The 21,947-nt window shown below is 41.4% G+C and carries 20 protein-coding genes and 1 tRNA gene; 15 read left to right on the top strand and 6 right to left on the bottom strand.

Annotated elements, in window-relative coordinates; all coding sequences use genetic code 11:
- Positions 1 to 162: 162 nt before the first annotated feature.
- The 8 genes from groES (at position 163) to lon (ending at position 9,309) form a co-directional block, all read left to right on the top strand.
- Entirely contained in the window at positions 163 to 453 is a 291-nt protein-coding gene (gene groES, locus AAW31_RS05970) for a co-chaperone GroES (RefSeq protein WP_046849543.1), read from the top strand.
- Between the two features lie 55 nt (positions 454 to 508).
- Positions 509 to 2,155 carry a chaperonin GroEL gene (groL, locus tag AAW31_RS05965; RefSeq protein ID WP_046849542.1) on the top strand — a complete coding sequence of 549 codons (1,647 nt, stop codon included), beginning with the start codon at positions 509 to 511 and terminating at the stop codon, positions 2,153 to 2,155.
- Positions 2,156 to 2,404: 249 nt separating this feature from the next.
- Positions 2,405 to 3,163, top strand: coding sequence for an SDR family NAD(P)-dependent oxidoreductase (locus tag AAW31_RS05960; protein ID WP_046851547.1), 759 nt, complete (start codon positions 2,405 to 2,407; stop codon positions 3,161 to 3,163).
- A gap of 61 nt (positions 3,164 to 3,224) precedes the next feature.
- A tRNA-Leu gene (locus AAW31_RS05955) sits at positions 3,225 to 3,310 on the top strand.
- A 92-nt stretch (positions 3,311 to 3,402) separates the two neighbouring features.
- Positions 3,403 to 4,719 carry a trigger factor gene (tig, locus tag AAW31_RS05950; RefSeq protein ID WP_046849541.1) on the top strand — a complete coding sequence of 439 codons (1,317 nt, stop codon included), beginning with the start codon at positions 3,403 to 3,405 and terminating at the stop codon, positions 4,717 to 4,719.
- 48 nt (positions 4,720 to 4,767) lie between these two features.
- Positions 4,768 to 5,346 carry an ATP-dependent Clp endopeptidase proteolytic subunit ClpP gene (gene clpP, locus AAW31_RS05945; RefSeq protein ID WP_082110549.1) on the top strand — a complete coding sequence of 193 codons (579 nt, stop codon included), beginning with the start codon at positions 4,768 to 4,770 and terminating at the stop codon, positions 5,344 to 5,346.
- A 91-nt stretch (positions 5,347 to 5,437) separates the two neighbouring features.
- The gene (clpX, locus tag AAW31_RS05940; protein WP_046849539.1) at positions 5,438 to 6,724 is read left to right on the top strand and encodes an ATP-dependent Clp protease ATP-binding subunit ClpX; all 1,287 of its coding nucleotides are present in this window, start codon (positions 5,438 to 5,440) and stop codon (positions 6,722 to 6,724) included.
- Between the two features lie 164 nt (positions 6,725 to 6,888).
- The gene (gene lon, locus AAW31_RS05935; protein ID WP_046849538.1) at positions 6,889 to 9,309 is read left to right on the top strand and encodes an endopeptidase La; all 2,421 of its coding nucleotides are present in this window, start codon (positions 6,889 to 6,891) and stop codon (positions 9,307 to 9,309) included.
- 523 nt (positions 9,310 to 9,832) lie between these two features.
- Here lon and AAW31_RS05925 read toward each other — a convergent pair.
- Positions 9,833 to 10,090 carry a hypothetical protein gene (locus tag AAW31_RS05925; RefSeq protein ID WP_235264505.1) on the bottom strand — a complete coding sequence of 86 codons (258 nt, stop codon included), beginning with the start codon at positions 10,088 to 10,090 and terminating at the stop codon, positions 9,833 to 9,835.
- Positions 10,091 to 10,959: 869 nt separating this feature from the next.
- Between AAW31_RS05925 and AAW31_RS05915 the strand changes: the two genes are divergently transcribed.
- The gene (locus tag AAW31_RS05915; RefSeq protein WP_046849537.1) at positions 10,960 to 11,409 is read left to right on the top strand and encodes a DciA family protein; all 450 of its coding nucleotides are present in this window, start codon (positions 10,960 to 10,962) and stop codon (positions 11,407 to 11,409) included.
- Positions 11,410 to 12,317: 908 nt separating this feature from the next.
- On the opposite strand, the gene AAW31_RS18845 is transcribed toward AAW31_RS05915, so the two are convergent.
- The 4 genes from AAW31_RS18845 to AAW31_RS21190 form a co-directional block, all read right to left on the bottom strand.
- On the bottom strand, positions 12,318 to 12,578 hold the full coding sequence (locus AAW31_RS18845) for a hypothetical protein (RefSeq protein WP_052752110.1): 261 nt from the start codon (positions 12,576 to 12,578) through the stop codon (positions 12,318 to 12,320).
- Entirely contained in the window at positions 12,538 to 12,687 is a 150-nt protein-coding gene (locus AAW31_RS21195) for a hypothetical protein (protein WP_158441409.1), read from the bottom strand. Before AAW31_RS21195 ends, AAW31_RS18845 begins: the two co-directional genes overlap by 41 nt.
- A 198-nt stretch (positions 12,688 to 12,885) precedes the next feature.
- Positions 12,886 to 13,092, bottom strand: coding sequence for a hypothetical protein (locus AAW31_RS18835; protein ID WP_148906873.1), 207 nt, complete (start codon positions 13,090 to 13,092; stop codon positions 12,886 to 12,888).
- A 170-nt stretch (positions 13,093 to 13,262) separates the two neighbouring features.
- Complete coding sequence (locus AAW31_RS21190; protein ID WP_158441407.1) at positions 13,263 to 13,403, bottom strand: hypothetical protein; 141 nt, start codon at positions 13,401 to 13,403, stop codon at positions 13,263 to 13,265.
- Positions 13,404 to 13,738: 335 nt separating this feature from the next.
- On the opposite strand from AAW31_RS21190, the gene AAW31_RS05900 reads away from it, so the two are divergent.
- The 4 genes from AAW31_RS05900 to AAW31_RS05885 all read left to right on the top strand — a co-directional run bounded on the left by AAW31_RS05900 (position 13,739) and on the right by AAW31_RS05885 (position 17,077).
- The gene (locus AAW31_RS05900; RefSeq protein ID WP_235264504.1) at positions 13,739 to 14,227 is read left to right on the top strand and encodes a cupredoxin domain-containing protein; all 489 of its coding nucleotides are present in this window, start codon (positions 13,739 to 13,741) and stop codon (positions 14,225 to 14,227) included.
- A gap of 44 nt (positions 14,228 to 14,271) precedes the next feature.
- A complete protein-coding gene (locus AAW31_RS05895; RefSeq protein WP_046849534.1) occupies positions 14,272 to 15,753 on the top strand; it encodes a cbb3-type cytochrome c oxidase subunit I in 1,482 nt (493 codons plus the stop codon).
- Positions 15,754 to 15,897: 144 nt separating this feature from the next.
- The gene (locus tag AAW31_RS05890; protein ID WP_046849533.1) at positions 15,898 to 16,524 is read left to right on the top strand and encodes an SCO family protein; all 627 of its coding nucleotides are present in this window, start codon (positions 15,898 to 15,900) and stop codon (positions 16,522 to 16,524) included.
- Positions 16,508 to 17,077: a hypothetical protein gene (locus AAW31_RS05885; RefSeq protein ID WP_046849532.1), complete on the top strand. Its 570-nt coding sequence runs from the start codon at positions 16,508 to 16,510 to the stop codon at positions 17,075 to 17,077. Before AAW31_RS05890 ends, AAW31_RS05885 begins: the two co-directional genes overlap by 17 nt.
- A 1,138-nt stretch (positions 17,078 to 18,215) precedes the next feature.
- On the opposite strand, the gene AAW31_RS05875 is transcribed toward AAW31_RS05885, so the two are convergent.
- The gene (locus AAW31_RS05875; RefSeq protein ID WP_082110350.1) at positions 18,216 to 19,118 is read right to left on the bottom strand and encodes a formate/nitrite transporter family protein; all 903 of its coding nucleotides are present in this window, start codon (positions 19,116 to 19,118) and stop codon (positions 18,216 to 18,218) included.
- 448 nt (positions 19,119 to 19,566) lie between these two features.
- Between AAW31_RS05875 and gshA the strand changes: the two genes are divergently transcribed.
- Positions 19,567 to 20,877: a glutamate--cysteine ligase gene (gene gshA / locus AAW31_RS05870; protein WP_046849530.1), complete on the top strand. Its 1,311-nt coding sequence runs from the start codon at positions 19,567 to 19,569 to the stop codon at positions 20,875 to 20,877.
- Positions 20,878 to 20,882: 5 nt separating this feature from the next.
- Positions 20,883 to 21,845: a glutathione synthase gene (gene gshB / locus AAW31_RS05865; RefSeq protein WP_046849529.1), complete on the top strand. Its 963-nt coding sequence runs from the start codon at positions 20,883 to 20,885 to the stop codon at positions 21,843 to 21,845.
- Positions 21,846 to 21,947 lie beyond the last annotated feature (102 nt).

The raw sequence follows: 21,947 nt of genomic DNA, 5'->3' as shown, positions 1-21,947 counted from the left end.
TTGAAATTCCCATTAATAGATTCTATTATTAGCACTCGTCGGTGATGAGTGCTAATAATACTTATATTTATTGCTAACACTTCGATAGGACTTACTATGTCCAGGTCAATATTATCAATTTACTGATGTTCATGTTTTTAATCACTATTAGGAGAAACTACTATGAATATTCGCCCGTTACATGACCGTGTTATTGTCAAGCGGTTGGAAGAAGAACGCAAGACTGCTTCTGGAATTGTAATTCCCGATACTGCGGCAGAAAAACCAGATCAAGGTGAGGTTATTGCGGTAGGAAAAGGTAAAGTGGGAGATGATGGGAAAATTCGCGCGCTGGAAGTCAAAGTGGGAGACAAAGTGCTGTTTGGAAAATACGCTGGCCAAAGCGTTAAGATAAAAGGTGATGAATACCTGGTAATGCGTGAAGAAGACATCATGGGAGTGATCGAAGGATAATTGGATGCAGGATTGCTAGCGATTAAATAATTAATTGTAAATTAGGAGAAAGATTATGGCAGCAAAGGAAGTAAGATTTGGGGATGTGGCCCGTCATAATTTGGTTAATGGGGTTAACATTTTAGCAGATGCGGTTAAGGTTACTTTGGGTCCAAAGGGACGTAATGTGGTGCTGGAGCGTTCTTATGGCGCGCCTACGATCACCAAAGATGGCGTTTCAGTAGCGAAAGAGATCGAACTGAAAGATAAATTTGAAAATATGGGCGCCCAGATGGTTAAGGAAGTCGCGAGCAAGACATCTGATGTGGCTGGCGATGGTACCACTACCGCGACAGTATTGGCGCAATCCATCGTAAAAGAAGGGATGCGTTATGTCGCAGCTGGTATGAATCCAATGGATTTAAAACGCGGTATTGATAAAGCAGTTATAGCCACTATTGAAGATTTAAAAAAACTTTCCAAGCCATGTTCCACTAGTAAGGAAATTGCGCAGGTTGGTAGTATTTCAGCCAATTCTGATACAGAAATAGGCAAAATCATTGCCGAGGCAATGGAAAAAGTGGGTAAAGAAGGGGTCATTACGGTTGAAGATGGCTCAGGGTTGCAAAATGAGCTTGAAGTAGTCGAAGGTATGCAATTTGATCGTGGCTATCTTTCTCCTTATTTTATTAGTAGTGCGGAAAAACAAATCGCATTACTGGAAAATCCATATATTTTGTTGCACGACAAGAAAATTTCCAATATCCGTGATTTGTTGCCAGTGCTGGAACAAGTAGCCAAGTCGGGTAAACCGTTATTGATTATTGCTGAGGATGTAGATGGGGAAGCGCTGGCTACACTGGTAGTGAACAATATACGTGGCATACTTAAAACCTGCGCAGTTAAAGCACCAGGTTTTGGCGATCGTCGTAAAGCAATGTTGGAAGATATTGCCATCCTGACAGGCGGCACCGTAATTGCTGAGGAAGTTGGGCTGTCCCTCGAAAAGGCTAAACTGGAAGATTTGGGGCAAGCTAAACGCATCGAGATCGGAAAAGAGAATACTACCATTATCGATGGTGCAGGTAGTGCTAACAATATTGAGGCGCGCGTGGCCCAAATTCGTACTCAAATCGAAGAAGCTACGAGTGATTATGATAAGGAAAAACTTCAAGAGCGGGTGGCAAAATTGGCAGGTGGGGTGGCCGTTATTAAAGTAGGCGCTGCAACCGAAGTGGAGATGAAAGAAAAAAAAGCCCGTGTCGAAGATGCGTTGCATGCCACACGTGCAGCAGTCGAAGAGGGAATCATCCCTGGAGGGGGGGTAGCCTTGTTGCGCGCTATTGGCACCATAAGTGAAATGAAAGGTGAAAATCACGATCAAGATGCAGGTATTAAAATTGTTTTACGTGCATTAGAAGAACCATTACGTCAGATTGTGGCTAACAGTGGTGATGAGCCTTCAGTAGTAGCAAATAAAGTGAAAGAAGGTAGCGGTAACTTTGGTTACAACGCTGCCACAGGAGAATATGGAGATATGGTTGCTATGGGAGTGTTGGATCCTACCAAAGTCACCCGTTCAGCGTTACAAAACGCGGCTTCTGTTGCTGGTCTCATTCTGACCACTGATGCAATGGTAGCAGAGTTGCCGAAAGAAGAAGCTGCTGGTCATGGCGCTCCGGGTATGGGCGGCATGGGCGGCATGGGCGGCATGGAAATGTAACTCTATTCTTTTTGATTGTGATAGGATCGCTACAGCGGCAGATTTTGCTTTAGTAATCTGGTGCTGTAGCGTTTAATTTTTTAAACATTAGCTCTTCATATATTATCTGTTCTCCGGCGTCAAAAAGCTTTTTTAGGAATTAATTGACCTTGCTCTCTTTTTGTTTAACAAACAACAGCAGGGTATTGCAATTAATTTTGCATGAATGGTTATAAAATACATCATTTTCCAAGATATTGTATATTTTTAATGGATAATCTAAAGCATTATCAAGCCGAAAAAGATTTGCTGAGCAAGCGAGTAATTTTAGTTACTGGAGCTGGGCAAGGGATTGGACGAGCTGCTGCGATAGCTTACGCAACTCATGGTGCTACGGTAATTTTGCATGGCCGTAAAGTTGAGAAGCTAGAACATGTCTATGATGACATTCAAGCACTAGGTAGAGAAGAGGCAGTCATTTTTCCTTTTGATTTTGAGAAAGCGGTCGAGAAAGATTTTCAAGCCATTGCTGATGCAATTGAATCACAACTGGGGAGATTAGATGGCATATTGCATAATGCTGCTTTTACTTTTGGCCCAATGCTATTGGAGAACCATACGCTTGAGCAATGGCAAGTAACCATGCAAGTTAACTTACTTGCACCTGCTACGCTTACTCGAGCTTGCTTGCCATTGCTTAAAGCATCTTCTGATGCTAGCGTTATTATGACATCAGATACACATGGTCATGAACCTTCTGCTTACTGGGGTGGATTTGCAGTTGCTAAAGCGGGTATAGAAGCATTAGTTAAAATTCAATCCGAAGAATGGGAATTATGGCCAAATTTACGTATTAATACACTCATTCCTGGCCCTGTTCATACACCTCAGCGCATGAAAACTCACCCGGGTGAGACAAAACAACTACTGCTTCAACCTCAGGATCTGATGAGAGCTTATCTTTTCTTCATGGGGCCTGATAGTAAGGGAATAAGCGGTAAAATAATATCTTGTCAAGAAGCAAAGTAGTCCGGCTGTGATATTATGAATAACAAGGTATAATTAAAAAGTACAAGAAGCAGCATAAGGCGCGAAAGTGGCGGAATTGGTAGACGCACCAGATTTAGGTTCTGGCGCCGATGAGGTGTGGGGGTTCGAGTCCCCCCTTTCGCACCAGAAAATCAAAATTGAGTCCATTTCTGTTTAAACTACATAAAAACGAGTTATTCGTCTTGCAATTATTAGTAGCGGTTATTTAGGAAGGTTTAATGCAATCAAACGTTGAAAATCCCAATCCTCTGGAACGAAATATTGATATTTCGATTTCTCAAGAAAAAATCCAAGTGGAATTAGATGCCCGTCTAAAGCGCTTGGCTGGGAAAGTAAAAATACAAGGTTTTCGTCCCGGTAAAGTGCCGCTAAAAATAGTGGCTCAACAATTTGGTGCGCAATTGCGCCAGGAAGTGCTGGGAGAAATGTTACAAAAGCACTTTCAAGAAGCGATTCAGCAGCAAAGTTTACGAATTGTAGGGGCCCCGCATTTTAAGGCTAAGCAGTCTGAAGAAAATAATGTTCATTATGAATTTAGTGCAACATTTGAGGTCTATCCGGATATAAGGCTTGGGGATCTGAGTGCACTTAATGTCAGTAAGCCTGCCGTAAAAATCGGTGATCAAGAAGTTGAAAAAACATTACATATCTTGCAAAAACAGAGAGCCAAATACGAATTGACTAATCGTCCTGCAGCACATGGTGATCGAGTTAATATCGATTATAAAGGCCTGATCGATGGGGTTGAATTTGATGGCGGCACGGCAAAAGATTTTACTTTGATTCTAGGTGATGGAAATATTTTAAAAGATTTTGAAGATGCTATTATCGGTATGAGCGCGGGAGATGATAAATCCTTTCAGATGAATTTTCCAGCTGATTATCATGATAAGGAAATTGCAGGAAAATTTGTTACATTTGATATCAGGCTTAACAAGGTTGAGGCGCCTATATTGACGGATATTGATAATGAGTTTGCCAAATCACTTGGTATCGAAGATGGCGACATACAGAAAATGTATGAGGAAATTCGATTAAGTCTTGAGCGTGAAGTTGTGCAAAGGACACGAGCAAAACTGAAGGAACAAATCATGCAGGGCTTACTCGATACGACGGTATGTAATGTTCCCAGAGTTTTAGTTGAGCAAGAAGTAAACTATTTGATTCAGGATACTAAAAACAATCTTGCAACAAAAGGGATAGCTGGTAAGGATATTCCTCTCTCTCCTGAAATATTTTTGGAAAGAGCTGAGCGACGAGTGAAATTGGGTTTAATTTTAGCTGAAATTGTAAAACTCCATAATTTGAATGTTACACCGGAACAGACAAAGAAATGTGTAGAGTATTATGCTCAGAGTTATGAGAACCCTGAACAGGTGATTAAGTGGCATTATTCATCACCTGAGCGTTTGAGAGAGATTGAGTCATTAGTATTGGAAGATAATGTCGTTTCGTGGGCATTGGAGCAAGTTAAAGTAATTGATCAAGAGATGACTTTTGAAGATTTGATGGGATATTCTCAAGCATCAGCTTAATCAGGAGAGAGAGCTATTTTGGATACGAGAGGTTTAGGTTTGGTCCCAATGGTTATTGAAACCAGTGGGAGAGGTGAGCGTGCTTATGATATATATTCCCGATTATTAAAAGAAAGGATTATTTTCCTTGTAGGGCCTGTTACTGAAGCGTCAGCAAACTTAATTGTAGCTCAGCTTTTATTTTTAGAATCAGAGGGTTCGGATAAAGATATTAATCTTTATATCAACTCTCCTGGTGGTCTGGTTTCTGCGGGATTGGCTATTTACGACACCATGCAATTTATAAAACCGGATGTCAGCACGCTTTGTATTGGTCAGGCAGCAAGTATGGGTTCTTTATTGTTGACGGCTGGAGCAAAAGGTAAACGCTTTTGTTTGCCTAACTCTCGCGTCATGATTCACCAACCTATGGGAGGGTTTCAGGGACAAGCCTCGGATATAGAAATTCATGCTAAGGAGATTTTGTATCTAAAAAGTCGTTTGAATGATATCTTAGCTAAGCATACGGGTCAATCTATAGAAACTATCGAAAGAGATACGGATCGTGATAATTTTTTTAGCGCTGAAGAATCGGTACAATATGGTCTCGTAGATGCTGTACTAACCAGTAGAGATTATAAGAAATGAATGGGATTTATGCCCGAAGAGGTGTAATTAGATTTGAATAGTTTTATTTCTTTATTAAAGTGGCATTGCTCAATGGTCATGGAGTCAAATTATGTCTGAAAAAATGGATGGCGATAAACTTCTCTATTGTTCCTTTTGTGGCAAAAGTCAGCATGAGGTGAGGAAGCTCATTGCGGGACCGTCTGTGTTTATTTGTGATGAATGTATTGATCTGTGTAATGACATTATTCGTGAGGAAATGCAACTTAATGAAACTACGAAATTAGTAAAATCTAATTTACCCACACCTCGTGAAATATGTAAGATTCTTGATCAATATGTTATCGGTCAAGAATCAGCCAAGAAAATTCTTTCTGTAGCTGTCTACAACCACTATAAGCGTTTAAGAAATTTAACTAAAATCAGTGATACTGATGATATTGAGCTTGCAAAAAGCAATATTCTTTTAATTGGCCCCACTGGCTCCGGTAAAACGCTGCTAGCACAAACATTGGCAAGATTATTAGATGTGCCATTTATTATTGCAGATGCAACAACGCTGACCGAAGCAGGATATGTGGGAGAAGATGTTGAGAATATCATTCAGAAATTATTGCAGAAGTGTAACTATGATGTAGAAAAGGCTCAACGCGGTATTATTTACATTGATGAAATAGATAAGATTTCGCGTAAATCTGATAATCCTTCTATTACGCGAGATGTTTCAGGTGAGGGTGTGCAGCAAGCTTTGTTAAAGTTAATAGAGGGGACAACTGCTTTAGTCCCTCCCCAAGGTGGACGTAAGCATCCTAATCAAGAATTCATTCAAATAGATACCACCAATATCTTATTTATTTGTGGGGGAGCCTTTGATGGCATCGATAAAATAATACGGTCGCGATCAGAAAAAGGTGGTATAGGTTTTGGCGCTGAAATAATCAACCGTAATAATCATAAAGAGATTAATGAAGTATTAAAAGCTGTTGAGCCTGAAGATCTAATTAAGTATGGTTTGATTCCAGAGTTTGTTGGACGTTTGCCAGTCATTGCAACATTAGATGAACTTAATGAGACTGCTCTCATCCAAATTTTAACTGAACCTAAAAATGCTCTAGTCAAGCAATACTGGAAACTGTTCAACATGGAAGGAGGGGTTGAATTAGAATTCCGGGAGCAAGCGCTCAAAGCAATAGCTAAGAAAGCATTGATGCGTAAAACTGGTGCACGTGGCTTGCGATCAATTTTGGAAGAGATATTACTTGATATCATGTATGATTTACCTTCTCTTGAGAAGGTTTCTAAAGTTGTAATTGATCATGGATCTGTAAATAGTGACATCAAACCAATTTTGATTTACTCAGAGCAACCAAAGATTACTAAGAATTCAAAACAAGCTTAAAGAATGATGATGACCAAGTAAAATAAATAGATTTAGAGTGAAGCTGGTATAAAACATCAAATTTAAAGGCACATGAAATAACTACTATACACTCTAGTATATCTACTTCTATATTTTTGAATGTCACCATGATAGACGAATGGTGCTTAATCTAAAGTACAAATATGACTTCGGAAGCTAACGATAACGAATCCAATCAATTGATTTTGCCATTATTGCCATTACGTGATGTAGTTGTTTTCCCACATATGGTGATTCCACTATTTGTCGGGCGTCCAAAATCCATCAAGGCATTGGAACTTGCGATGGAATCTGGTAAGAATATTCTGCTAGTTGCTCAGAAATCAGCGGCCAAGGATGACCCTACACCACGCGACCTTTATGACATATGCTGTGTTTCGAGCCTTCTTCAGATGCTTAAGCTTCCTGATGGCACTGTTAAGGTGCTGGTAGAAGGAAGTTATCGGGGGCGTATTTTAGAATTTATCGACTCCGAATCCTATTTTTCAGGAAAGGCACTTCAGATCTCGATTGAACCTGCTAATACACCAGAAATAGAGGCTGCCCGGCGTGCTCTAATATCTCAATTTGATCAGTTTGTAAAATTAAATAAGAAAATACCACCTGAAATTCTGGCATCACTTACAGGTATTGATGAGGCTGGACGACTGGCTGATACTATTGCAGCCTACCTGCCGCTGAAATTAGAGAAAAAGCAGGAAATACTTGAAATTTTTGATGTGCAGCAGCGGTTAGAGCATTTGCTTGGTTTATTGGAGACGGAGCTTGATATTCTTCAAGTAGAAAAGCGTATTCGTGGAAGAGTTAAGCGTCAGATGGAGAAGAGTCAGCGCGATTACTATTTGAACGAACAAGTTAAAGCCATCCAAAAAGAACTGGGGGAAGGCGAAGAAGGAGCTGATCTAGAAGAGATCGAAAAAAGAATTAAAGCCGCCTCTCTGCCTAAAGAGGCACTTGCGAAAGTTGAGTCAGAGTTAAAGAAATTGCGTCTTATGTCACCGATGTCTGCTGAGGCAACGGTAGTTCGTAATTATATTGACACATTACTTTCGCTTCCATGGAAGCTAAAAAGCAAAATTTGTAAGGATCTTCTTACGGCAGAAACTGTGTTAGAGCAAGATCATTACGGATTAGAAAAAATTAAAGAAAGAATAGTTGAATATTTGGCGGTACAACAAAGAGTTAGCAAACTAAAAGCACCCATTCTTTGCCTAGTTGGCCCTCCAGGAGTCGGTAAGACTTCTCTAGGGAGATCTATCGCTCGTGCGACTAACCGGAAATTTGTACGGATGTCTCTGGGAGGAGTACGTGATGAGGCAGAAATACGAGGTCATCGTCGTACTTATATAGGATCGATGCCAGGTAAAATCCTGCAGAATATGACTAAAGTTGGTGTCAAAAATCCGCTCTTCTTATTGGATGAAGTCGATAAGATGGGAATGGATTTTCGTGGAGATCCAGCATCTGCATTATTAGAGGTGTTGGATCCAGAGCAAAATAGTACTTTTGTAGATCACTACATCGAAGTGGAATATGATTTGTCAGATGTCATGTTTGTTGCGACGGCTAATACATTAAATATTCCTCCGGCATTGCTTGATCGCATGGAAGTAATACGGTTATCAGGTTATACAGAAGATGAAAAACTTAACATTGCCAGACGATATCTATTGCCTAAGCAAATGAAAAACCATGGGCTTGAAGAAGGAGAGCTCATAATCTCTGAATCTGCTCTACGAGATATCGTACGTCATTATACGCGGGAAGCTGGTGTCCGGGCGATGGAGCGAGAAATTTCTAAGATTTGCCGTAAAGTGGTAAGAGTCATATTAAGTCAGAAAAAGGCGAACAAAGAGAAAGTAACGATTAATTCACGCAATCTTGTTAATTACTTGAGCGTCCATCGTTATGCTTATGGCAGGGCAGAGGAAAAAAACCAAATTGGGCAAGTTACTGGCTTGGCATGGACAGAAGTGGGCGGGGAGCTGCTGGCAATTGAGGCAGTGGCATTACCTGGTAAGGGAAAGACAATTAATACAGGGAAATTAGGCGAAGTGATGCAAGAATCCATTCAAGCGGCTTTGTCGGTGGTTAGAAGTCGTTCGACAATACTTGGCATCCCAGAAGATTTTTATCTAAAAAAAGATATTCATATTCACTTGCCAGAGGGTGCCACACCAAAAGATGGACCAAGCGCAGGTATCGGTATTTGCGTTGCTATGGTTTCTGCGTTAACGGGAATACCCGTTCGAGCTACTGTTGCTATGACAGGTGAGATAACGCTGCGTGGGGAAGTATTACCTATAGGCGGACTTAAAGAAAAATTATTAGCTGCTCATCGTGGTGGCATCAAGACAGTACTAATCCCAGAAGATAATATTAAAGACCTAAAGGAAATTCCTATCAATATAAAAAGCAAACTCAAGATTCAGCCTGTAAAATGGATAGATCAAGTTCTGGAATTAGCTTTAGAACATAGACCTGAAATACTGCCGTCGACTATCCAAAATACGCTTCCATCGGTAAGCGAAGATAATGTGGCTAAAGCTATCATCAAACACTAGCGAAGGGTATTATATTTTTTAGGAACGGTGAGAATGAACGCTAGACTCATGTACATAAACTAATTTTCCTTCTAGCCCCATCCTGCAATATAAAGGAGAATAAACCTGATGATAGATATTATAATGGCAATTATGCCTGGGTTAACCAGGATTCGTTCCTTCTAGGCGTAAAACAAGCTTGCCGCATAAAAAGACCAAGTGAGCATCATATGGTTATTAGCAATATTTATCTTTATTGCTGGGCTTTGTTGATCAATTTTCCTGGTTTTTATTAGACCAATGACCATGGCAAATAGTGCAGTGAGTACTTCAATTACAAGTAAACCCCAGCCTCCCAACTATCTGCTCATTTGTGAATAAGCCTGCAGCATCTCCTATGGTAGAGATAAACCAAGCCGCAATGGGGAAATGAACTCACATTGGAGGTATAGGGTGTTTCATGTATTGTTTCCTTTTATATCTTAAAGCAATACGCTGAGTAACGTAAGAAAGCTTGCTACAGCAACATCAGCATGATTGATTACTATATTTTTAGGTGCAACATTGCCTTTTGTATGTATAGAGCAAGATAGAAAACAACTAGTGCCGCGATGACAAGCAAGCCCAGCGCAGCAATAAGACGACCATCACCTGAGTCTTCTAAAATGGCCATTATGAGCATAATCAAACCAGTTGCACCTGATAAGGCATATACGATGGATATAGACCATGGCGCTAGCTGTTCTGAGAATATTCTGGCGGCCAGGAAAATGCAGCCTACTGCAGCGATTGCTAATACCAAGATTAAAAAAGTAAGCGGTAAATTTGTATCATATTTCCTTAAATATTAATCAAGATGTCTGCTTTGTCGCTTTTGGGTCAGCGTCAGCAATTACTTCTTACGGCTTTACTCCGTCCTCGCGAAGGTTTAACCATAGAAAGAATTATCTCCCTTCCTAGACGTCTTGTGAAATGCTGTAAATTAACATCTTGTTAGTCTGAGAGGTAGTAGTTTTATTCAGAGTACTGTGCTGGAAAGCACAGGGGGTAGACCGAGTAGAGTATATACCTTAACGTCAAGTGGCTTAGAGCTTTTTCAGAGACAATATTCATTTCTTGCTAAGCTACTCCTATCTTGGATGGATAAAAATCTAGATGAACAGGAGCTGAAAGTCTGTTTTGCTGGGCTTGGAGAGCAGATGGCAAAAGAATTTGAATATCGTGTAGCTCTAAATATTCTTTCCCAAATGATAGGTTGCACGAAGTGACCGCTATAATATGTGAACTTGGTTATGATGCAAATATGAGTCAAATTACTGACCAGTATGCGAAGATTATTGTTAATAACTGTATTTTTCACGAACTGGCTAATCAATGTTAAGGAATTTGCACGCTTGATTTAAGCTTCCTAGCTTTTCTGCTAAAAGCAAGCAGATACTAAGGGCATAAAGAATGTATTGTTAAGAAAGGGGCGCGTTGCTGTTTTGAAATTATAGATGATACGAGATGACGCTTATCTTATTCAAACCTTTCTTAGAATTAATGAATTAATTGCTTGACTAGTTTGACTAAAGATAACCTGATAAATTATTTCCTTGATCTTCTAATTGAGCACCGATTTCATCAAAAAGAGAGCTGAAGAAAAATTAAACTGGCACTATAAAACAATATATGGCTGCAAGCAAAGTAAGTTATTTTCTTGATATCCTGAGTAAAACTCCAGCTCATCAGAATTTATTTGTTTCAGCAAATCAAATAATTCAAATACAACGTATTTTACAAAAGACTATTTCTCCTCAGTTAGCTAAACGATGTCTTATTGGTAAGTTTTCCGAAGGAATACTCGTAATATACGTGGACAGCAGTGCTATAGCAGCCAAATTAAAACATATTACTCCGTCATTGCTAAAGAAATTTGGTTCACAGGTGAATACAATCCAGGTTATCGTAAATAATCAAGGTTATAAAAATGCTATTAGTCTTTCAACTAACTACAAGCCACAACTAAGCCAAAAAGCAGCTCAGAATTTGAGCGAATTAGTTTTAGTAATCCCCATGTCGCCTCTTAGAACTGCTGTCGAGTCACTGCTCCATAATTGCAAACCTGACGAATTATGTTAAATTTTTTGTTAGATTGTGAGAGCGAAGCGAGCTACAATCTGAACTAGTTGCTGGACAAGCCTGTGTTCAAAGTATCCCCTTCTCTATGAAAATATCTTTATGAATTTCAGCGGCTGTAAATTTTATTGTACTCAAGCAAACCTCAAGAATGAGTATGTGACATTTATGGAGACAGAACGGCCGGTCTGCCTCACGATGCGAATGCACTTACCTCATCCTGTGTCTCCACCACTGCACCGTGCGGATAATGTCCGTGGGTGACTGCGAGATGCACGTTCACATAATTTTCATTCCAGATTTTCCATTAGGACTGGCTGAGGTGTAAATATTGAGTTAATTTAACGGAAGACCAATCATTTTGGGTCTATCCCATACACCATCAATTCGTTTGCGTTGTTGCGTGGCGACAATCAGATTAAAAGTCTTTTTAAAATCTTTTTTCGACCCGCATGGGTATCATATAGTCAGCTTTGGCAAAGAGCTTATAGCGCAGCGTTTTGAGGGTATGCAGAACATTAACCCTTACCTGAAACAGCATCGCTCCTCAATATCGCTAGACGAAACAAACTCATTGAATTGTAATCCGGCATCACTGTCAGTACAAACAGCTTTAGTGGCCCAGAAATCTTTGAGATTAAAGCTTTCTCAACCAAAATCATATTTCAGTTTCTTTGATACGGTTCTCACAGTCAGAACGGCCACACGATACAAATGCCAAAGTTTGGTTTTAGGTAAATCCATATCGGTGACCAGAGCACTGTAGCGGTAGTGAGCAAAAGCTGGATAATCGGCAAATAAAGACGATGTCTTGCCATCAGCATCAGGCCGCTCCTCGATTTTTTGCCGGATACCGACCGCCTCGCGTGGTATTATTCAGCTTGGCGCCTGGTAGTCAAAAGTGATTAACTCTATGCCATCATCCAGTGCCCACCAGCCTGTTTCTTCTGCCAGCGCTCTCTGCAATGGCCGTGATTAAGGCGCAAAGCAATCAAATAATGCATGCCATGCCGGTCTAAATCATCCGGAAACGCGCTCTCACTGCAACCACTATCTGCCCGCAGCAATGCGAGCCCGTTGCCATCCAGCTTATCTAAACTGTCGTTCAGAAAGGCCAATGGATTATTAGCGCTATGGCTGTTGCCAGGCCTTAGCCATAAATTGCCTGCCATGCGAATGTCTGCTAATCATGGCCGTTCGTGAATGGTGTAAATAGCGCCTGCGCTTACGTGGATTATAGCCGCGCGCCGCACCTTCCTGCTGATGGTAGCGTATCATCACTGTTGAATCCAGATCCAGTATTAAACCATCAACGTAGAAGTTGCAAAAAAAAAGCGGTACAACTGACCAAATACCTGGATGATGGTAGAGCTTGGTGAAAACTTCCTAGACAAACGCATGATTGCTTTGAAATCGGCCATACGCGTGAAACCGAACAGATTTTTTCATGCCGCATCATGCCGAGTGACTTCTGTCTGTTCAAAACGGTTTGCTCCACACCATACTTGATAACATGATCTGCAAAAGTAGCTGAATCAGTGCATAACTACGATTACTGCCTGGCTGCGGCAAACCACAGCTTTCCATTGCGGTACTGAATCTAATTCGGCCCAGCATCTTATTTATCAATCCTATACCACTCCAGGCCGTTATTTCTTTATTAGTAAAGCGAAGATCAAAATCCACGAGAATCATCCAGAAGAAAAACGTACATGAATCAAACCACCCTAGCTTAACAAATTATCCTTGTTTTTAACAGCTTATTCTAATGGCTTCCATTAGGAAATTTTTCTAATAGGAAATACGGAATTAATCTGTTCTGGGTAGAAACCTTTACTAAGGTAATACTCGCTCAGTTATGCGCTATTCAACCCAGCTGTTTCAATAATAACAGCCAGATTATCTTCTGCTGACCAATTCTCTGCTTGACTGTTATCTTCCGGCACTGCGATTTCTCTGTTACTTGTATGTTTTTCTTCAATGGTACAGCGTAACATCAGATAATGCCTGTTTCTTGACGCAATTTTGTAACAAGTAATGCATTGAGTCACATCATCTTCTAAATGACTGCTCTCTTGAATTTTGGCGAATAACTTTTTGGTTTCATCTCCTCTCGCTTGGTTCTTCAATTATTTAGGTTCCAACTGCGACGAAAGGAAAGCTATCCCTGACACACTGAAATAAACCACAAAACAAAAAGGGATTTTTTTAATGAAAAGAATAAGTTGACATCACTTTATATCAAATGTAGATTCGCGATTCTGTATATCAATAAAAATGGAGGGAGAAATTTAAAATGGTCTCAACAGTCTACGCCATTACACTTGTGGTCATGGCTTTAATAGCAGCAGTTTTCTGTTTCGTCCTTGTTAATTCAAAGAAGGTTGAAGCAGATTATTCAACAGTTACAAAAAAATGGTACGGGATCCGCGGCAAGTGGTTTTTTTTCCTACTGACACTTGGGGTTATCATTACATATCTTTCTCTTAGTCCGTTCCCGATTCCCGATCAGAAGAAAGGCTATCAAGAGAATGAGTATCAAGTCGTTAAAGTCGATTCCTATCAGTGGTATTGGACAATGACACCCAACACCGTTGAAGCAGGTAAACCGGTAACATTCCTTGTTACCTCGGGAGACGTGAATCATGGTTTCGGTATTTATGATGAAAATCTGGAATTACTAGGACAGACTCAGGCAATGCCGGGCTACACTAACAAACTGATTCATACCTTTGACAAACCAGGGAAATATAAAATTCTCTGTCTTGAGTATTGTGGTGTAGCTCATCATGCCATGATCACCGAGCTAACAGTAAAATAAGCAGTTCATCAGTAAACAAGGATAATTAAAGAGTGGAGGGCACTATGAGTAGTACAGCAGTAGCGAATAGAAAGATTGAATATAGTGAATCAGAAAATAGAAAGGCTCTGATTGCGGTCAAGGCGCATCTTATCTTGGGTCTGGCAGTCTTACTGTTGATGATGTTAGCGGGGCTAACCATGCGGGCAGTACAAGGTACTTGGCTGGAAATTGGCGCTGATTTGTTTTATCAAATCATGACAGTCCATGGAGTAGGAGTCGTAGGTGCTGCGGGAATTGGCTCCACAGGTGTGTTATGGTATTTTCTGCGGCAATATGTGCGCTTAAGCAACACCATCTTCTGGATCAATTTCTTCGTTTTTGTGGCGGGCGTGGTCATGCTCTTGGGCTCTATTTTTCTAGGGGGTTATGGCGGTGCATGGACCTTTCTCTATCCCTTGCCAGGAAAATCTATGGGGGTCTGGTCAACTGGTGCTGCAGCTGTTTTTCAATTGGCATTGCTCATTATCGGAACTGGCTTCTTGATTCTTTACCTGGATATGGGCAGAGGTATTCTGGCTAGTTTTGGCAGCCTGTCAAAAGCACTCGGACTCCCACAACTTTTTGGGAGAGTGCCAGTCGATACTACCCATCCACCAACTGTCGTAGCTGGTACCATGGTTCTCATTGTCAACTTCTTGGGGATTGCAGTTGGAGCGGTGGTATTGGTCATGGGCCTGATCAATCTATATAACCCAGAATTTCAGCCTGATGCATTGCTGATGAAAAATTTGATTTATTTCTTTGGTCATGTCTTCATTAACGCTACTATTTACGCTTCTGTTACCGCGGTATACGAATTGCTTCCTCGTTATACTGGGCGTCCATGGAAAACCAGTAAAGTGTTTTATGCAGCCTGGTTCGCTATTGTGTTCATGGTGATGGCGGTTTATCCACATCATTTGATGATGGATTTCCCCATGCCGCAATGGGCATTGATAGTGGGGCAAGTGCTTTCTTTTGGTAGCGGTATACCGGTTCTGGTCGTTACCGGTTACGGTGCATTGATGATTGTTTATCGCTCTGGCATTCAATGGAGCACTACTACAAAATTGTTGTTCTTATCGATGTTTGGCTGGGCAGCCGGTGTAATTCCAGCTATTCTGGATGCTATGGTTACCGTTAACAGGGTATTTCATAACACCATGTGGGTACCGGGGCATTTCCATTTCTACTTGTTACTCGGATTACTGCCAATGATGTTCGGCTTTATCTATCACTTGACGGGTGAAGGACGTCAAGGCGAGCAACCTAAAGCGGCCGATAACGTGGGTTTTTACGCCTATTTAATAGGCGCCTTCTTGACATCTATGGTGTTTCTTGCCAGCGGTGCAAGCAGCATTCCTCGCCGCTGGGCAACACATATGGCAGAGTGGGTAACTTTTGCGCAGGTGGGCACAGTTGCGGCTGCATTGGTTGTGCTGGGCATGTTAGTATTTACTTTCCGTGCGCTCTTCAGTTTGCCTAAAGCTGCTGAGCCACGCTAGAATTATAATTCTCCCTTATCAGGGAGAATTATAAGAGAAGTGCCTGAAGTATCATTAAGGAGTCAATGCAAACTGGTTGTAAGCAGACAAAGCGTCTGATATAAGATATTTCCGGCTTTTTCTTCTAAGGAGAATCAAAAAAGCATGAGAACATTCCTGGCAACGACCTTGATAGTCATAGCTGGATTACTCATTCTCTGGATAAGTACAGATGGGGGGCGCGCTTATACTGTTGAAGAAGCGCGCCGCCTTGAGGTACGCGAGAATCCTCGTCCTATCCCTAACTGGCGGTTACAGAATCAAGATTCGGAGATGATTGCTTTACACGATTTTCGTAATCAATTTATAGTTATTGATTTTATTTATACCAGCTGCCCAAGTGTATGTTTGATACTTGGCAGTAGCCTGAAAGACTTGCAAAAAGATTTTTCTTCGGAATTAGAGAAAAATAATTTGCAGCTTATAAGTATCAGTTTTGACCCAGAGAAAGATACTCCTCAGAAACTGAGAGAGCATCTTTCCCATTTTTCTGCCAACCTTAGATACTGGATGGCAGCACGCCCCACAAGTTCACCTCAGAAGGAAGCCATCCTTGATTTCTTTAAGGTAATCGTTATTCCTGATGAGTATGGCGGTTATACGCATTCTGCAGGTTATCACGTCATCGATCGAGCGGGTAGATTAGTTGCTATTTTTGGTGTTGAGCAGCTTAATGAGCTAAAAGAATATTTAACCCAATCATTAAATAAAGAAAATGTTCAACAAGATTAAGCGGGAATGGCTGCTGCTGGCAGCATTTATTGCACTGGCTTTACCTCCCTTGCGGCAATTTCTGGAACAGAGCATGGTGACACACATGCTGGTCCAAATCCCGATATTAGCGATAATAGGGTGGATGATTGGAAAATCACTACCTGAAAATTGGAAAAATAAGATAGCGTCATGGAATCAGTGGGGAATAACAGGCATGGCGCTTGCTATTGTTATCATGACTTACTGGATGTTGCCGCGCGCCCTCGATGCTGCAATATCAGAATGGTATTTCGAGCTAATAAAATTTGTTACTATCTTTATAATGGGTATGTCGCTTAGTTTGAGCTGGCCATTGCTTCATCCTATTGCGCAAGGGGTTTTCAAACTGGAATTTTGGGCTACCTTTATGCGTCTAGGTTGGTTGTATTTAGACCTACCTGATCGCCTTTGTGCAAACTATCTGTTGAGTGACCAGCGCATTTTGGGTCAGTTACTTTTGTTAGGCGGAAGTGCCTGGGCCATAGCTTGGGTATTTCGCATTATGTTTGGAATTAAAATTATCAATACCTGAAAATGCAACAGGGTATTTATCGATCAGGCAAAAAAGCTTGGTTATTTTCGCTTGCCGTATCAGATGGGGAAAAGAAAAGAAGAAGATCTTGATAGCTTCTGCTCCATTGAGCAAAACAAGCCCAAGTAACATGCTATTTCTGGTGCCTAAAAGGGATTGACCGAACCTATCGCAATGACAGAAGAAAAGTAGCCTGCGCCATAATCGGCGGCCGAAGGTACAAGTAGTGAAAATATTGATGCTATTAAAACACGGTCAGAATAACAAGTGCAAGCAAGAATTGAATCCCTGCGCAGGAAGCAAGAATTGAGCTGCATGAGCCCGTCCCCATTGCTTGTGCTTAAAAGAAGCAAATGAAATTGTATTCGCACTGTTAAAGCGTCCAATGATAGTAATATCGTTTTCTGATGAATCTGACCAAACCAAAGAAGCAAGAACACAACAATCTTGGTGATAATCTTTTTCATGTAAACAAGTGTTGACTCAGCGTCACAAGCCGTACCGATTAGCAGGGGAATGGCTGATCTGTATGGAAGAGCATTTGAACGGCTGTATTCGGTAGAACACTCCTTTATTGCAATCCATTTTATGGGCCCGATACTTAGAGTATCATTGGAGTAAATTTACAAACTGACGGGTATTGCTCCAGACAAAGCTGACGTGGATCGGGTCTATCGAACTGATAAGCTAGATAAGCTAACTTATCCGGCGAGAATCAGTGGCCCAGTCTATCTTCGAGCAACTTATTCGAACATTTGCTTTGTGGATTTAAGAAAGCCAGCAAAAAGATCCTACTGTTTTTGGCTAACTGCGGGATTGATCTTTAAAACAGGCTAAAACCCGGTTGGAAGAACACAAGGAAGTGATAGAGGGCGGGGAGTTCTATCAAATTAGATAGAACCCCCTTGCTCGTGAGAAAGACCTGGGGGCAATCTCAAGCATACTATCATGCAAGGTGCCAGTAGCAAAAACCACTCGTATAGAAGATTAATGGCAAACTATCCTTAACCTACTATACTACCTAAAAGCATGGTCAAGACTTACATCAGGTTACGCCCGTCTTCATATATGATATCTGAGGTTATTTAGGAAATTAACTGGTTGTGATCGCGCATTACTACTTGTCTTAGGTTGTGTTTTATGCGCTGTGCGTACGGTACCACAACAATGAGTTAAATATTACTGCGCCTATAATGTTACCTATCGTTACTGGAATTTGATTCCATAACCACCATTGCGAAACGGTAACATCCGCTCCAGATAGAATTCCTACTGGAAAGACAAACATATTCACGACAGCATGCTCAAAACCAAGTGCAAAAAAGGTTGCTATTGGTAACCAGATTAACATCACCTTGCCCGAAACACTACGTGATGCTTTCGAAAAAACCGGACCGAGGCTGACTAACCAGTTACATAACACACCCATGCCAATGGCTGCAAACCAGCCGGTTAAACCGTATCCTGAATAAGAAGCTTTCTTTTCTGCGAGATGAGCTAATGTGGTTAATACGGGAGGAATTTCGCCTGCGCCCCCCTTGGTCAATGCAAACCAAAGCAACCAAGCAAAGAAAATACCGCCAGCTAGATTAGCCAGGAAAGTCCATGTCCAGTTACGAATCACACTTGGCAATTTAATTTTGCCTGCAAGCAGGGCCATAGGCATGACGGAAAAGCTTCCTGTGGCCATCTCAAGGCCAAGCATCGCCAGCATGATATAACCAACCGGGAAAAGTAGGCCAGCAGCTGCTGTTGGCCACCCTTGCGCAACCAACAATGCAGACAATGCCGTGGCATAGGCGAGAAAGGGTGTACACAAAAATCCCCGCACCAATATCTGAGAAACGTTAAACTTGCTTTTTTTAACTGCATCCTCGACAAGGTCACGTCCCATCTGTACCGGAGGAACGCTATCGATGATAGGTGAATTACTTGTTTTAGGCGGAGTCGCACTCCCGCCAGCTGACATGGTCTCGGCGACAATACTGGACTGAATAGACTGTTCGATTGAGCTAATCGAAGGTTGTTCGGATACTTTCATTTTTTCTATTAGATAACGTTAATGAAGGAAATTCTGACCGTTGTCTCACGCAAGCTGATGCATGATAGACAAGGATTCTGCCACATCTTGGAGGAGGCGGCAAGCAAGTATTCTGCTCTTTTATATGTTAAGTCACTGAAAGTGCTAGATCAAATTCGTTGACGTCGATATTTGACTGAGGAATATATATATTATTTATCTGCCAGAATTTCGTGGTAAAACTGTTGTCTTTACCTGCGACAAAGGGTGGCGCTGTTTGACTGAGCTCTTGTGGCGATCCTTCCGATGAATAGCTTATTTTATCGAGTCAAATACTATGTAGTCAATCTATATTGATACAGGCGTAATAGACACAAGACTGAGCTGACCTAACTCGGTGCAATGGCAATAATTAGTTTGTAAGACCTCAGATGCTATAATGAATTATTCTTATTACATAAATTACTCTATGTCGGTACCTCATCTTACCACTGCATTACGTGGTCCGATTCTTGAACTGGAAAGACGTATTCTGGAAGCTATGCCTACGATTGAGCACTGGCTACGTGGTAAATGGCAGAATTACAGCATTCCTTTTTATTGTTCGGTCGACTTGCGTAACAGTGGTTTTAAACTCGCGCCGGTTGATACTAATCTCTTTCCGGGTGGATTCAATAATCTTAACCCAGAATTTTTACCACTCTGTGTTCAAGCGATGATGGCTGCCGTTGAAAAAATTTGTCCTGATGCACATAGCATATTGTTGATACCGGAAAGCCATACTCGCAATATCTTCTACTTACAGAATGTTGCCGTATTACGAGACATTATGCGGCATGCCGGTATGCATGTTCGTATTGGTTCTCTGATGCCGGAAATAACCAGTGCGACCACAATTTCTCTTCCAGATGGAAATACTCTTGTTTTGGAACCGATACAGCGCACAAATAATAGGTTGGGGGTGGACAATTTCGATCCCTGTGCTGTTCTGCTTAATAACGATCTTTCTAGTGGTATTCCTGATATATTGAAGGATCTTGAGCAGATTGTTATCCCGCCATTATCTGCAGGTTGGTCGACGCGCAGAAAGTCTCAGCATTTCTTTGCTTATGATAGTGTGGCCCAAGAATTTGCTGAATTAATCGGAATTGATCCATGGCTTATCAATCCTTATTTTAGCTCTTGTGGCAAAATTGATTTTCGAGAGAAAAAAGGTGAGGAATGCGTTGCTGCTGCCGTAGATGAGATATTGAAAGATCTGCAGGAGAAATATGCTCAATATGGTGTCAAAGAAAAGCCATTCGTAATTGTCAAAGCTGATTCCGGTACTTATGGCATGGGTATTATGACGGTTAAAGATAGCGCAGATGTCTATAAGCTTAATCGTAAGCAGCGCAACAAAATGACTAAAATCAAAGAAGGCCTGCCAGTCACCCGTTTATTGGTACAAGAAGGAGTATATACCTTCGAGAGCATCAATCATGCCGTTGCGGAGCCTGTGATCTACATGATAGACCGCTATGTGGTGGGTGGATTTTATCGAGTTCATACTAGTAGAGGAGCTGACGAGAATCTGAATGCTCCAGGGATGCATTTTGTCCCGTTGGCTTTTAACACTTCCTGTGTTTTACCTAACCACACCGCGCTCCCAGATGCCGCGGTAAATCGGTTTTATGCTTATGGCGTAGTAGCTCGATTGGCATTATTGGCAGCTGCGCTAGAGTTGGAGCGGTATTTGGCAGATATTTCTGACCCCTCTTTAGAAGCATTGCAGAGTTAGTTCCAATGAAATTTGCTTTCATCGTAGATCAGCTTGATTCAATTAAAATAGAGAAAGATTCCAGTTATGTGATGATGCGTGAAGCTGCTGGCCGTGATCATCAATTGTTTGTCATGCAACAAGGAGATCTTATCTTGAATGAAGGCTTAGTAACCGGATTTTCACGAGAATTGACACTTACGCATCAAAAGGAGCAAAACCACCGTTGGTATCAGGAAGGCCCTCCGAAGAACATACTACTACAAGAATTTGATGCCGTATTAATGCGTAAAGATCCACCCTTTGACATGGAGTATGTATACAGCACTTATCTATTGGAGCTTGCTGAGCAGCAGGGTGCATTGATTGTCAACAGACCAAAAAGTATACGAGATTATAATGAAAAGCTTGCCATTGCAAAATTTTCTCAATTTATTCCAGCCACGTTGGTAACCAGACAAGAGTCTCTGCTGCGGAAGTTTCTCGATAAGCATGGAGATATCGTGTTAAAACCACTTGATGGAATGGGAGGTGCTAGCGTGTTTCGTGTTCATAGCGCTGATCATAATATTAGCGTGATTTTGGAAATGCTTACGCATTACAGTAAGCGCACTATTATGGCACAGCGTTTTCTACCCGAGATCAGCCAAGGTGACAAACGCATTTTACTTATTGCTGGAAAGCCTCTCCCTTTCGCACTCGCCCGTAAACCCAAACCGGGCGAGACGCGGGGCAATCTTGCTGCAGGTGGTATTGGTATAGCTCAGCCATTATCTGAACGCGATCTTGAGATTGCAAATACTATAGGTCCACAACTGTACGAGCAGGGATTGATATTGGTAGGGCTTGATGTGATCGGTGACTCATTGACTGAAATCAATGTTACTAGTCCCACAGGAATGCAAGAAATCACCAATCAGACTGGCTTTAACGTCGCAGGAGTAATGATTGATGCGCTGGAAAGATGTGTACATGACCGCCGAACATAGGCAGCAACAGGTTAACGGGTAAATTGGGAGCAGGAGCGCCTTGTGGAGATGAGTTTTTTATCGTTTAGACTCGGTCCGAACGTATGCATCTGCGCAGGTAAA

Source organism: Nitrosomonas communis (assembly GCF_001007935.1).
Taxonomy (GTDB): domain Bacteria; phylum Pseudomonadota; class Gammaproteobacteria; order Burkholderiales; family Nitrosomonadaceae; genus Nitrosomonas; species Nitrosomonas communis.
The sequence above is the reverse complement of the archived record's forward strand: the minus strand, read 5'-3'. Positions and strand labels throughout refer to the sequence as shown.